At 67.0% G+C, this 11994-nt stretch carries 15 protein-coding genes and 1 pseudogene; 11 read left to right on the forward strand and 5 right to left on the reverse strand.

Translation table 11 applies throughout. The features are described 5' to 3' along the window. The 5 genes from ACRWK7_RS03170 to ACRWK7_RS03190 all read left to right on the forward strand — a co-directional run. On the forward strand, positions 1-731 hold a 731-nt coding region (locus ACRWK7_RS03170; protein ID WP_431854723.1), incomplete at its 5' end, for an ABC transporter ATP-binding protein. Positions 732-753: 22 nt separating this feature from the next. Beyond that, entirely contained in the window at positions 754-936 is a 183-nt protein-coding gene (locus ACRWK7_RS03175; protein WP_431854724.1) for a hypothetical protein, read from the forward strand. Continuing rightward, entirely contained in the window at positions 908-1396 is a 489-nt protein-coding gene (locus ACRWK7_RS03180; RefSeq protein ID WP_431854725.1) for a hypothetical protein, read from the forward strand. The genes ACRWK7_RS03175 and ACRWK7_RS03180 overlap by 29 nt, the downstream gene beginning before the upstream one ends. A gap of 8 nt (positions 1397-1404) precedes the next feature. After that, complete coding sequence (locus ACRWK7_RS03185; RefSeq protein WP_431854726.1) at positions 1405-1662, forward strand: hypothetical protein; 258 nt, start codon at positions 1405-1407, stop codon at positions 1660-1662. Between the two features lie 89 nt (positions 1663-1751). Then, the gene (locus ACRWK7_RS03190; protein ID WP_431854727.1) at positions 1752-3059 is read left to right on the forward strand and encodes a hypothetical protein; all 1308 of its coding nucleotides are present in this window, start codon (positions 1752-1754) and stop codon (positions 3057-3059) included. A gap of 6 nt (positions 3060-3065) precedes the next feature. On the opposite strand, the pseudogene ACRWK7_RS03195 reads toward ACRWK7_RS03190, so the two are convergent. Together ACRWK7_RS03195 and ACRWK7_RS03200 are read right to left on the reverse strand one after the other, a co-directional pair. Next, a pseudogene (locus tag ACRWK7_RS03195) lies at positions 3066-3513 on the reverse strand (IS5 family transposase); the annotation flags it as partial. Between the two features lie 26 nt (positions 3514-3539). Further along, entirely contained in the window at positions 3540-3911 is a 372-nt protein-coding gene (locus ACRWK7_RS03200; protein ID WP_431854728.1) for a ribbon-helix-helix domain-containing protein, read from the reverse strand. A 255-nt stretch (positions 3912-4166) separates the two neighbouring features. Between ACRWK7_RS03200 and ACRWK7_RS03205 the strand changes: the two genes are divergently transcribed. Beyond that, positions 4167-4934, forward strand: a complete 768-nt coding sequence (locus ACRWK7_RS03205; protein ID WP_431854729.1) for a hypothetical protein — start codon at positions 4167-4169, stop codon at positions 4932-4934. On the opposite strand, the gene ACRWK7_RS03210 is transcribed toward ACRWK7_RS03205, so the two are convergent. Further along, positions 4931-5521 carry a hypothetical protein gene (locus ACRWK7_RS03210; RefSeq protein WP_431854730.1) on the reverse strand — a complete coding sequence of 197 codons (591 nt, stop codon included), beginning with the start codon at positions 5519-5521 and terminating at the stop codon, positions 4931-4933. The genes ACRWK7_RS03205 and ACRWK7_RS03210 overlap by 4 nt on opposite strands. After that, positions 5518-5976, reverse strand: coding sequence for a hypothetical protein (locus ACRWK7_RS03215; RefSeq protein WP_431854731.1), 459 nt, complete (start codon positions 5974-5976; stop codon positions 5518-5520). The genes ACRWK7_RS03210 and ACRWK7_RS03215 overlap by 4 nt, the downstream gene beginning before the upstream one ends. Before the next feature lie 711 nt (positions 5977-6687). On the opposite strand from ACRWK7_RS03215, the gene ACRWK7_RS03220 reads away from it, so the two are divergent. Then, a complete protein-coding gene (locus ACRWK7_RS03220; RefSeq protein WP_431854732.1) occupies positions 6688-7251 on the forward strand; it encodes a manganese efflux pump MntP in 564 nt (187 codons plus the stop codon). A gap of 240 nt (positions 7252-7491) precedes the next feature. Here the strand turns inward: ACRWK7_RS03220 and ACRWK7_RS03225 are convergent, their stop codons facing one another. Next, the gene (locus tag ACRWK7_RS03225; protein ID WP_431854733.1) at positions 7492-7914 is read right to left on the reverse strand and encodes a MerR family transcriptional regulator; all 423 of its coding nucleotides are present in this window, start codon (positions 7912-7914) and stop codon (positions 7492-7494) included. Positions 7915-7990: 76 nt separating this feature from the next. On the opposite strand from ACRWK7_RS03225, the gene ACRWK7_RS03230 reads away from it, so the two are divergent. The 4 genes from ACRWK7_RS03230 (at position 7991) to ACRWK7_RS03245 (ending at position 11987) form a co-directional block, all read left to right on the forward strand. Continuing rightward, positions 7991-10261 (forward strand): heavy metal translocating P-type ATPase, encoded by a 2271-nt coding sequence (locus ACRWK7_RS03230; RefSeq protein ID WP_431854734.1) that lies wholly within the window; start codon positions 7991-7993, stop codon positions 10259-10261. Positions 10262-10382: 121 nt separating this feature from the next. Beyond that, the gene (gene lspA, locus ACRWK7_RS03235) at positions 10383-10916 is read left to right on the forward strand and encodes a signal peptidase II (RefSeq protein WP_431854735.1); all 534 of its coding nucleotides are present in this window, start codon (positions 10383-10385) and stop codon (positions 10914-10916) included. A 1-nt stretch (position 10917) separates the two neighbouring features. Beyond that, positions 10918-11508, forward strand: a complete 591-nt coding sequence (locus ACRWK7_RS03240) for a methyltransferase family protein (protein WP_431854736.1) — start codon at positions 10918-10920, stop codon at positions 11506-11508. Positions 11509-11525: 17 nt separating this feature from the next. After that, a complete protein-coding gene (locus ACRWK7_RS03245; RefSeq protein ID WP_431854737.1) occupies positions 11526-11987 on the forward strand; it encodes a copper chaperone PCu(A)C in 462 nt (153 codons plus the stop codon). The last annotated feature ends 7 nt before the right edge of the window (positions 11988-11994 follow it).

The following is an 11994-nucleotide window of genomic DNA, read 5'->3' on the forward strand; positions in this document are numbered from 1 at the left end:
ATGTGATGGCGCATGGCGACCGCCGCGACGTCGCCGTCATGACGTTCCAGCGCGCGGATGACGGCCTCGTGCTCCTGCACCGGCTCCATCAGGCGGTGCTGATCGGGCTGAACGGGGCGGGCAAGTCCACCATCATGAAGGCGGCGTGCGGCCTGCTGGCGCTCAAGACGGGGCGGATCGTCTTCGACGGCAAGGACATCACCGGGATCCGCCCGCACGAGCTGATCGGCCTGGGCATGGGCTTCATCCCGCAGGAATCCAACCTGTTCCCGCACATAGGCGTGCGCGACAACCTGACCATCCCACTGCGCCGCCGGCAGCAGCTGGCCGGGGCGAACGGCGCCGGCCGCGACCGCTGGACGGCGATGCTGGAGCATTTCCCGCTGGTCCAAACCCGCCTGGACAGCAAGGCCGGCGCGCTGAGCGGCGGGCAGCAGAAGCAGGTGGAGTTCGCCAAGGCCTACCTGCTGCGCCCCAAGCTCTGCATGATCGACGAGCCGAGCATCGGCCTGTCGCCGAAGATCGCCGAGCAGGTCTTCGACTGGATCGGCCTGTTCGCCCGGGACGGCATGGCGATCCTCCTGGTGGACCACAACATCCGCAAGGTGATCGAGCTGTCCGATTACACCTACGTCCTCAGCCTGGGCGAAGTCACCGGCGAGGGGCCGCGGGAACACTTCATGGGCGACCCGCACGCGCAGGTGAAGACCTGGCTGGGCCTGAATTACTGAACAACGACAACGGGGGAAAGCGATGAGGGGCATGCGTGGTGTGGCGGTCGCGGCGCTGGCCGCCGCTCTGGCGTTCGGCACACCGCCGGCGCGGGCGAAGGACAGTGTCACCGTCGCCTTCACCGGGCCGCTGACCGGCGGCCGGACCGGCCACCCGCGCCGCCCTGGAAGACGCCGTGGACCGCTTGGGCGGAGCCGGTATTGAGGTCCCCGACGTGGCGTTGCCCGAGCGCTGGCGCGGCTTGAACGACGCGCAGAAGACCCTCATGGCCTATGAGGGCACCGACCTGCAGGCCGAACCGCTCGCCGTGCTGCGCTGGTTCGTGCGACGTTGGGCGGTCGAGGTGACCTTCGCCGAGGTCCGCCGTCACCTCGGCGTCGAGACCCAACGGCAATGGTCGGACCCGGCAATCGCCCGCACGACCCCAGCACTGCTCGGGCTGTTCTCACTCGTCACGCTGTGGGCCGATGAGATCACCGCGCAGGCGACCATCATCCCGCGTGCCACGGCATGGTATGCCAAGGCCGAACCGACCTTCAGTGACGCCCTTGCCGCGGTCCGCTACCAGCTCTGGAACGAGACGACTTCTTCGCCTTCAGCGCAGGGCGCGGAGATCGCGAAACTCCCCGGCGCCGTGCTCAACCGCCTCATCCAGGCCGCTTGAAAGGCGTTGTGCAGGACCACGCTGATAGGGTCGCGCGGGCACGCGACTACAACGACGGGAACAGCTGCGCCAGCTACGCAGCCAGTACTGTGGAAGCGTGGCGGGACGAGGCGCAGGCGTTCGTCGCGTGGCGAGACGCTGTCTGGCCATACGTCATCAACACCGTGATGGCTGCGGTCGCTGCAGGGCAGCGGGGCATGCCGCGCGAAGAGGATTTGTTGACCGAACTGGACGATCCTCCCTGGCTGCTGCCGCAGCCGGCTTGACGCCGCGACAACACGTCTGTCCATGTGCTACAAACGCTGGCTGCGCCTCGGTAGCGCTTGTGTATGCATCGTGCCTCTGGAGACCAGATTTGACTGATAATTACTCCGACATGCATGGTCAGCTTGGAAATAATGGTCATGTATACAAAGAAGCGCTCCGCTTAGAAAAGGAGGCCGCAGAAACAATTTCCCGCACCGTTATGGATGCATCTCTTGGCATTGGGCAGAATGAATTTCTGAATGTGGCCCCGCTTGGGATATCGATCCAGCGAGACACGGAATATTCAACAGGTTCCGCCGTATACAATGCCAAGATCGGGAATATTGAGCGCGCTGCTCTTCACTTGTGGCATGCCGTCGAATGCGAGCCGAGCAATACCAGCCTTCGCATACAGCTGGCGGAATATCTTCGTCATGCGGGGATGCTGACTGAAGCTAGGCGGCATTTTAAGATTCTGACAGAGATGTTGCCAGATGATGTTTCCTTGGCGGAACGGTATTTACGCACGGCCGCCGTTGAGATGATAAAGCTGCGAGAGCGTATAGGCGTTGATTCTGCGCAAAATATACACCTTGGGGCAGCGTTAGCATTTCCGTTCTGTGAAGAGATCGCGCGCACGATCAGCATTCACGCGGAGGTGCCAAACCGGCTTAGGTACGGTTTGTTAGTCGGGGAGTACATGGCGCCTCATCCACTCTGGCATCAGTGGCGTCATGCATTGGGGGCGCAAATATTGCGATGCACGGGCGGTACTGTTTGCGATGGACCGTTCCGTGGGTTGGCTCTGCCTCACAAAGAGGTGGACTCAGCCATAGCCCTTGGGTGCTATGAAGTCCAACTGCATCCAACAATCAATCGTGTACTGAATACGCACTATGGTGCGATGCATAACATTGGGTGCAGCATCGGCTACTATGCTGTTGGCCTTGCTCGCTTCGGCCGTATTGATCACGCGATCGCTTGGGATCTTGATCAAGCTTCGCTTCACGCATGCGAAGTGACAGCGGAAGCAAACGACATCCACACTCGCTTTTCCTTCCGCGGACGAGCCGAGCCAGCCCAACTTGCCGCCGATCTCATGGCTGTCGGACGGAGCTTGCTTGTGGTTGACATCGAAGGAGGCGAAGTTGAACTATTTAAGCCAGAGTACATCTCTGCATTTAAACGTTGCGATGTAATAATTGAATTGCACGAGGCTATTGATCCAGAAATGGGGGATCGCTTTGCATCTTTGTTCCAAGATACTCATGATGTTGAGATAATAGAACATTACCAGCTTGCGCCAGAAAATGTGCCTGCTGCCACTCAATTTTCACCGTTAGAAGCTTGGATGGCGATCTATGACGCTCGATATAAGCAGAGGTGGATGGTGGCGTGGGCGCATTCTGCCGTTTAAGAGTGCCTAACAGAACCATCTCTGGGCGAATCGCCAGCAGATGAGGCTGGCGGCGATGTGGAAGGCGGTAAAGATGTCGGCGCGCCGTTCGTAGCGGACGGCGATGCGACGGAAGCGGGCGAACCAGGCGGGCGTGCGCTCGACCACCCATCTGTGTCGGCCGAGGCGCTCGCTGCTCTCGATGCCACGCCGGGCGATCCGTGGAATGATCGCCCGCCGGCGCAGCGTCCGTCGGCAGTGGGCGAAGCCGTAGCCCTTGTCGGCCGGCAGTTTGGCCGGTCGGCGCCGTGGCCGGCCTGCACAGTGGCGGATTCGGCACGGCATCGACCAGCGCCTCCAGCAGCTTGCTGTCGTGCCGGTTGGCCGGCGATATCCTCAGGGCGAGGGGGATGCCGTTGGCATCGACGAGGATGTGGCGCTTGGAGCCCGGCTTCCCCCAATGACGAGGCTTCGGACACTCCCCTTGGCTCAGCACCTTGTTCATGCCGCCAGAGACATCGTGCCGACCGTGGCGGCGTTCGGCTTCCGCCTCCGCCGCTCCTCCTTTGCCTTGGAATGCACATCGAGCCCGGCGAACGGATCTCCCGCACCGTGCCCCGCTCGCCGGTGGCCCTCTTCCGTCGCCGCGGCCTTGAAGTACCCGATGACGAACAACCGCACCATTCCGGTGAGGTTGAGGTCGCCGGCCACCTGTTGACCCATACGCCGTTCGACGCTGGAGACAAGCACGTTCATGGTCGTGCTCTCTCGCCTGACAATGTCGTCCAGCCATTCCCACAGCATCGGTTCCAGACGCATCGAGGTGCGCCGGCCGTTGACGGTCAGGTTGCGACATTCAAGCGGTCCAAACATGCCAACCCCCAATTTGCAGTGCTGGCATAGTTCCACACATGCGCGAACGACCCAGTGAACCAGTTCACAGGCCATGCCGACATGCCAGCCGCTCTCGGAAGAGACGGGCGGCGCCGAACGAGAATTCCTGAACGCTATTGCGCATACTATTGTATGCGCGCGCCTTCGACTGTGAATCCGACAATAGACTGGAGTATTTCAGCGCTGTGGCGCGCTCGTCACTATGGCCTTGGCCCCCATCTGGGAAGCCCAACCATGGAGATGATCATGACGCATTGCTTCACCCCCACTTCTCTCGCCACCCTGGAGATCCCGTCGGGCCCACTCGCCGGCTTGCTGGTCGCCGCTCGCGACCGTTTGGCCGCAAGCGCGGCGGAGCGCGGTGTCCACATTGCCATCAGCACTGATTTCGATGAATTGCTGGAGGTCAACCTGCGCGAAACCTCCGCCGGCACTTGGTATCCGATGCTCCCGGCCTCCGATCCTCGATTTCGCCGACTGGTGCCCACCAACAGCTTCTGGTTACGGGGATGCGGCCCAACTGGCGAGGTCGTGTCGGTGCAGGCCGCGGTGCTCGAAGAAGACGAGGGGAGCATCGGTCAGCGGCTGATCGACCTGTCCGCCTTCTACGGCGACCGCGCCACGTACGCGCCAACCGGTGAATGGTGCTCCTGCCTCTCGCCCACGGCGTTGTCCACCACCGGCCGCTCGGTGTTCAGCCAAGGCGGGTGGACCCACCCCGATTACCGTGGGCTTCGGCTGTTCCCGCTGTTCCACCGGGTTGCACGCCTGGTCTCGTGGGTACGGTGGGAACCCGACGTCCTGTGGGGCGTGATCCAGGCGAACGCGGTCGACGCGTGGAAGGAGTCGCACATGGGACCCCGTCACCTGGACGAGGTGCCGACCATCACCTACCAGCGCGCAGCCGGCCGTCATGAACTGCGGTTCCTCCGCTTCACGCCGGCACAAATGCTGGGTGACCTCGCGGTGGTCGCGAGCGCGACCGGTCGTGCGGCCGCCTAGTAGGCGACCATTGCGACGACGACACGCCGGCCGCCGCATTCCCACCCGATGAGGGTGTGGGTATAGACGACCGGCGTGCTTTGCAGCCCGTGCATGGCGACGTGGTTGTGCACGGGCTCGCCGCCCTGCATCGCCTCCAGGTACTGCGCCTCCAGGGCTTGCGCCCAGCCGTCGTAGCCCGCATCCACCTGAGGCTTGCCGATCATCGAGTCGGCGTGGGTGTTTCCGAAGAACCGCCGTTGCGGCTCGCCGATGTAGGCAAAGCGGAGCGGCCCGCCATCCATGCTGAACAGCACAAGGCTGCGCTTGTGAAGTCCGGCCCTCTCCATGGCTCCCTTGAAGCCGGGTCCGCATTCGGGATGCTCGCGCCAGATCCGGACGGTCTCGGCCTGCCAATCGAGGGCGGTGCGCAGGGGCTGGCGCGTGATGTCAACGCGGATCCGCTCGTTGTCTTGGCGGGCGGGAGGGCGTCCAAACCGCCCGGTGATGACGGCCGGCGCGGAAGGACGGAACGGCGGGGCAAAGTCGGCAACACCCACACCGACATGCAGGAGACCGGTCGGTGGAAGCGTGATGGTGCCGCTCATTGCTCTCCGCCTCCAGATGGGACCAGCACCAGCGCGAGGGCGCGCCAGATCGCCGCGGCCCGATCACGCGCAAGGTCCCCGACACTCATCATGGCCTCGAGCGCGCGGGGTGGCGGTTCAGTGGCGGCTCCACGCATGCTAGCAGAATCAGTGAGGTAAGCAGCAATGGTCTCATCGACTTTCGCACGCGCAATCCGGTCTCGGGCAGTCTCAACAGCGGAGATCATATCGTTCAGCGCCGGATCGGAGACCGCGTGCAGCATGCCCCTGGCCTTCGAGGCCGCGATGCAGTCCTGCACATATTGCAGGCGCCTCTCCACGCGCTCGGCCGGCTCTCCCCCGAGGGCGTCCCGAACGTACGTCGCCATCGCCATGATGATGGCGAAGTTATCACGGTCAGGGTCGCACTCCGGACGATTCGGGCCCGTATACCGATCGCTAGCAGGCAGCATCACCAATGATCCTCCATATGGCCCGGTGGGACGACATGAGCCAGCACCGGCATGCGAGCGTGCGGGCGCCATAGAACAAATTTTTAGTGGGAGAACGTTGGGCCATCAAGATAATTTGCATGGCGTGTCAAATAGACACAGAAACCTCGCAGCTTTGCATATTCATGTATGTCGAACATGTTCTGGAATCATCGATTTGGTATCCGCCAAAATCCTTTAAAATCTAAGTGTTTGAGCTCATGGTCCAGCCAGGTGCCCAAGCTGCATTCAAATGGAAGCGGGTTGATGGACGTGAGCCTGGGCTCACCCTTCGACCGGGTTCGGGTTTAGTGGGGCGCAAGGCGGTCGCCGCGGCGCTGAAGGCGATCTGCCGGGTCGCCGATGCCGACGCCAGTGAGTGGGCCCTGAAGGCATTCGCCGCCAGTCCCTGGGGCAGCAAGCACCCGGCCATCGCCAATGGGAGGCAGCAACGGCATGTGAACACCTGTTCACATGGGTTGACGTTGCCGTGGAGCGGCGATAGCTTCCGCCCCAGCATTGGGGAGTAGCCACCCTCGCGCGGAGGGGTGCGCGCCAACAGACTCGGGGTTCCCCCGTGGCGCGCACGGCGGCCGGACCATGTCCGGGGCTCGGCGAGACCGATGGCGTATCCGCGTCCCGAGGGCCAACCGGGGGCGGCGGCGCTGTCGTGTCCCGTTTGGCCGGAGAGCTTCCATGCTTGGCGCAACGTCCCTTGTGCTCGCCTTCAGCTTGTCCATGGACAGCTTCGCCGCCGCGCTCGGCTGCGGGGCCGTGCAGCAGCGGCCCAGCCTGTCCGAGGCGCTGCGCGTCGGCGCCACCTTCGGCGGTTTCCAACTGGCGATGGCGCTCGCCGGCTGGGCCCTGGGCGTATCGTTTGCCGAGCAGGTGCAGGCGGTCGACCACTGGATCGCCTTCGGCCTTCTGCTCCTGATCGGTGGATCCATGATCCGCAATGCCGTTGGCGGCGAAGCGGACGACGATGCGGCCGTGACGCGGTCGGGCTGGCTGTCCCTGCTCACGATGGGGGTGGCGACCAGCATCGACGCCAGCGCCGTCGGCGTGGGGCTGGCGATGGCCGACCTGGACATCGTCGTCACGGCCTCGCTGATCGGGCTGGTGACCTTCCTGATGGGCTTCGGGGGCGTGCTCCTCGGGTGTGCGGCGGGGCCGCTGCTGGGGCGCCGCGCCGAACTCGTCGGCGGTCTCGGCTTGATCGCCATCGGCACCAAGATCCTCATCGAACACACGCTTTTCTGAGTCGCGAGGCGGTCGTACGCCGTCACCGAACGCGCCTTTGCCGAACGTGTTGGATGGCGCTCCAGAGCGTTGCGCCCGCAATGCGCGGACCCGGCAAGGGCGTTGTTCTTGCGGATGCCGGATTGATGCAGCCGGGCAGGACCGCCCTCGACGGAAGCGCCCGTGTCTGGCTCCGCGCCATCGCACAGAAGAGCGGCGCGGTAGGGACCATGGAGCGGCTACGCCGCGATGCTCCCGCCTTCAGTGATGATCGTGCAGGCAATGGGCATGGTCGGCGAGCACCTCGATCACATGGCAGGTGCGCACCTCTCCCTGCGCGCATTGCTCGACCATGTGCTGCACTTCCGTCCGAAGCGCCTGCAAGCGGGCGATCTTCGATTCGATGTCCGCCAGATGCGCGTGGGCGAGGGCGTCGGCCGCCTCGCAGGGCTGTCCCGGGTTGTCGGCCAGCGTCAGCAGCTGGCGGATCGCCTCCACCTCGAAGCCCAGTTCGCGGGCGTGCCGGATGAAGCGCAGCCGGCGAACCGCGGCGTCGTCATAGGTCCGGCGGTTGCTGTCGGTGCGCGGCGCGGGCCGCAGCAATCCGATGGTCTCGTAATAGCGGATGGTCGGGACCTTCACCCCGGTCTGCGTGGAAAGGGCGCCGATGGTCAGGGTGCGCATGGTGCATTTTCCATCTTGATCCTCCAGTCGCTGGAGAATGTACGGTCGCCTCAGGACATCGACAAGGGAGCGCCCCATGCGCGCCATCGACGAGGCGAACCCGGACGGGCGGCAGCGCACCCGCTACCGGGTGAGTGGAATGGATTGCGGCTCCTGCGCCGCGAAGATCGAAACCGCCCTGCGGCGGGTCGCCGGCGTGCACGAGGTTCGGGTCTCGGTGCCCAACGGCACGATGACCGTCACCCACGATCCGTCGGTCGGTGCCGACGCCATCACCGCCCCGGTCAACCGGTTGGGCTATCGGACCGGCCCCGGTGAAGTCCTGACACCCGGCGGCGGAACGGCGGAGCGGCAGGACGGCGCGGGGTCCGGCTGCGGCCACGACCATGCCCACGGCGATGATGATGCGCACGGCCACGCCCACGGTCATGACCACGGGCACGCGGCGTCCGCCGTCGCGGAGCCGCCGGGCCGGAGCGGTGGGGAGGCACCCTGGTGGGCACGGCCCAAGGCGCGGCTGGCGCTCGCCTCCGGCCTCGCGCTCGGCGCCGCCTACATCGTGGGCCGGCTGGTTCCGGCCGTCGAATCGTGGGCCTTCCTGCTGGCGATGGCGGTCGGCCTTGTGCCGATCGCGCGCCGCGCGTTCGCCGCCGCCCGGTCCGGCACCCCGTTCTCCATCGAGATGCTGATGACCATCGCCGCCGTGGGCGCGGTCGTCATCGGCGCCGCGGAGGAGGCGACGGCGGTCGTCTTCCTGTTCCTGGTCGGCGAGCTGCTGGAGGGCGTGGCGGCCGGCCGGGCGCGGGCCAGCATCCAGGGGCTGATCGGCCTGATGCCGGACACCGCCCTGGTCGAGCGGGACGGCGGGACGGAAACGGTGCCGGCGGCCGGTCTGCCGGTCGGCGCGGTCATCCTGGTCCGCCCCGGCGACCGGGTGGCGGCCGACGGCCTGATCCTGTCCGGGGACAGCGCGCTCGACGAGGCGCCGGTGACCGGCGAGAGCGTTCCCAAGCGCAAGGGCGAAGGCGACCGGGTCTTCGCCGGCACCATCAACGGGGAGGGCACCCTGCGGGTGCGGGTGACGGCGACGGCGCGGGACAACACCATCGCCCGCGTGGTCCGGCTGGTCGAGGAGGCGCAGGAGAGCAAGGCGCCGACCGAACGCTTCATCGACCGCTTCTCGCGCTGGTACACGCCGGGCGTGGTGGTGGTGGCGGCGCTCGTCGCCGTGCTGCCGCCGCTGCTCGCCGGCGCCCCGTGGGGGGAATGGATCTACAAGGGATTGGCGGTCCTGCTGATCGGCTGCCCGTGTGCCCTGGTGATCTCCACCCCGGCGGCGATCGCCGCCGGCCTGTCCAACGGCGCGCGCCGCGGCCTGCTGATGAAGGGCGGCGCCGTGCTGGAGGCGCTGGGCCGCATCACCACGGTGGCGTTCGACAAGACGGGCACCCTGACCGAGGGCAGGCCGCGGGTCACCGACGTGGTGGCGTTCGGTGGAGCCGAGCGGGAGGTGCTCTCCCGGGCGGCCTCCCTGGAAACCGGGTCGAGCCACCCGCTGGCCAGGGCGGTCCTCGCCGCCGCGGCGGACGCCGGCCTGACCGTCACGGCGGCGTCCGACACCGGCGCGCTCGCCGGAAAGGGCGTGCGGGGACGGCTGGACGGGCTGGAACTGGCGCTGCTCTCGCCGCAGGCGGCCGATGACCGGGCCTCTCTGACGCCGGAGCAGGCGGAGCGGATCGCCGCGCTGAACGGCGACGGCAAGACGGTGTCGGTCCTGCTGGCCGATGGCCGGGTGTCCGGCCTGCTGGCAATGCGCGACGAGCCGCGCGCCGACGCCCCGGCCGGCATCGCGGCGCTGCGCGAGGCCGGGATCCGGTCGCTGATGGTGACGGGCGACAACGCCCGGACGGCCAAGGCGGTGGCGGACGGCCTGGGGGTCGAACCGCACGCCGAGCTTCTGCCGGAGGACAAGCAGCGCATCGTGCGCACGTTGCAGGCGCGCGGCGAACGGGTGGCGAAGGTGGGCGACGGCATCAACGACGCCCCGGCGCTGGCCGCCGCCGACGTCGGCATCGCCATGGGCGGCGGCACCGACGTGGCGCTGGAGACCGCGGACGCCGCGGCGCTCCACGCCAGGGTCGGCGACGTGGCGGCCATGGTCCGGCTGTCGCGCCGGACCATGGCGAACATCCGCCAGAACATCGTGCTGGCGCTGGGGCTGAAGGCGGTCTTCCTCGTCACCACCGTGGCCGGGATCACCGGGCTGTGGCCGGCGATCCTCGCCGACACCGGCGCCACCGTCCTGGTCACCGCCAACGCCCTGCGCCTGCTGTCGCTTCGCACGTGATGCCCTCAAGCCCTGCCGCCGGCTCACCCCCTGTGCCTTGACGAAAGGAGTGCGGATCATGACGGAAACCGGAACGCCCGCAGGCGGCTTGCCATGCCCCCATGGCCGGGCCGACCTCAGCATGTCCGAGAGGAATGGCGTCGAGATCGGCCATTGCCCGAAGCGTCGCGGCGTGTGCTTCCGGCTGGCGTTGGCGGTGGCTCTGGTGGCCGTCGCCGCCGACCAGATCACCAAGTGGGTGATCCTCGAGCACGTCATGACCCCTCCGCGCCTCATCGAGGTGACCCCGTTCTTCAACCTCACGCTCGGCTTCAACAGCGGCGTCAGCTTCGGATTCCTGGGAGGCGGGGCGGCGAACCCCTGGCTTCTCAGCGGCCTGGCCCTGGCGATCGCCGTCGCCTTGGGCGCGTGGGCCCGGCGCACCGACAGCCGGAGCGAGGCAGCCGCCTTCGGCGCCATCATGGGCGGGGCCGTGGGCAACGTGATCGACCGGATGCGCCTGGGCGCGGTGACCGACTTCCTCGACCTGCACGCCTTCGGCTGGCACTGGCCGGCGTTCAACGTGGCCGACGTCGGCATCTCCGGCGGCGTCGTCCTGCTTCTGCTGCACGGGTGGCGGCAGGGGCGGCGTCCGCCCGCCGGCGAGGGGGCATGACATGGACGAGGTCATCCGCTGGGGGGCGCTGGCCTGCCTGCTGGTCGGCGGGACGTTCTCCGCCTGGCGCACGGTGTGGCTGCGGCGCCGGACCAGTGTGAACCCGATCACCTTCGGCCGTTCGGACAGCGCCCACGACTATCTCGGGCGGGTCTTCCGCATCGTCACGGCCGCGGTCGGGATCCTCGCCCTGGTGTGGATGATCACACCCCATGCTCCCGCCGCGTTGGGTCCGCTGCCGCTCGGAAACGGGGCACGGCTGCTCGGTCTCGGGCTGCTCCTTGCCGCGACGGTCTGGATCGCCGCGGCCCAGGTCCAGATGGGGCGCTCGTGGCGGATCGGCGTCGATCCGGCGCCGACCGCCCTGGTCACCGCCGGCCTGTTCCGCATCAGCCGCAACCCGGTGTTCGTGGGCATGCTGGGCCTGCTCGCCGGGCTGTTCCTGGTGCTGCCGACCGCCCCGACGCTGGCGCTGCTGGCCGTCGGCCTCGTGGCCTTTCCGGTTCAGGTCCGGCTCGAAGAGGAGCATCTGCTCCGGCTGCACGGCGACCTGTACGAACGCTACCGCGCCGGCGTCCGCCGCTGGCTGTAACCAAGGAGGATCCTTCCATGAGACTGCATCGCGCGGCGGGCGTCGTCGCCCTGGCCCTGCTCGTGTCCGCCCCGGCCACGGCCGGGCCCGTTCGTGCCGGAGACATCAGCGTCGACCAGGGGTGGGCGCGCGCCACGCCGCCAGGGGCCAAGAACGGCGCCGCGTACCTGATCGTACGCAACGGCGGAAGCCAGCCCGACCGCATCGTCTCATTCGCCGCGCCGGTGGCCGGGCATGCGATGGCGCACGAGACCACGCAGGAGAACGACATCCTGCGCATGCACGAAGCCGGTCCGCTGGTCGTGCCGCCCGGTGGCACGCTGGAGATGAAGCCCGGCGGCAAGCACGTGATGCTGATGGATCTGAAGGGAAGCCTCGGCCCCGGTCAGGAGTTCCCGCTCACGCTGACGTTCGAGAAGGCCGGCGCCGTCCAGGTGCCGGTGAAGGTCGGCAAGCCGGGCGCCATGGGGCCGGAGTGACGCGCCC

The sequence above is a fragment of the Azospirillum sp. genome (assembly GCF_050789165.1).

What these genes read in the sequence shown, in the direction of transcription:
- ACRWK7_RS03210 (WP_431854730.1), bottom strand. Translation starts at nt 5,521, where the DNA reads ATGAGCGGCACCATCACGCTTCCACCGACCGGTCTCCTGCATGTCGGT.
- ACRWK7_RS03220 (WP_431854732.1), top strand. Translation starts at nt 6,688, where the DNA reads ATGCTTGGCGCAACGTCCCTTGTGCTCGCCTTCAGCTTGTCCATGGAC.
- lspA (WP_431854735.1), top strand. Translation starts at nt 10,383, where the DNA reads ATGTCCGAGAGGAATGGCGTCGAGATCGGCCATTGCCCGAAGCGTCGC.
- ACRWK7_RS03225 (WP_431854733.1), bottom strand. Translation starts at nt 7,914, where the DNA reads ATGCGCACCCTGACCATCGGCGCCCTTTCCACGCAGACCGGGGTGAAG.
- ACRWK7_RS03200 (WP_431854728.1), bottom strand. Translation starts at nt 3,911, where the DNA reads ATGTTTGGACCGCTTGAATGTCGCAACCTGACCGTCAACGGCCGGCGC.
- ACRWK7_RS03240 (WP_431854736.1), top strand. Translation starts at nt 10,918, where the DNA reads ATGGACGAGGTCATCCGCTGGGGGGCGCTGGCCTGCCTGCTGGTCGGC.
- ACRWK7_RS03205 (WP_431854729.1), top strand. Translation starts at nt 4,167, where the DNA reads ATGGAGATGATCATGACGCATTGCTTCACCCCCACTTCTCTCGCCACC.
- ACRWK7_RS03230 (WP_431854734.1), top strand. Translation starts at nt 7,991, where the DNA reads ATGCGCGCCATCGACGAGGCGAACCCGGACGGGCGGCAGCGCACCCGC.
- ACRWK7_RS03245 (WP_431854737.1), top strand. Translation starts at nt 11,526, where the DNA reads ATGAGACTGCATCGCGCGGCGGGCGTCGTCGCCCTGGCCCTGCTCGTG.
- ACRWK7_RS03175 (WP_431854724.1), top strand. Translation starts at nt 754, where the DNA reads ATGAGGGGCATGCGTGGTGTGGCGGTCGCGGCGCTGGCCGCCGCTCTG.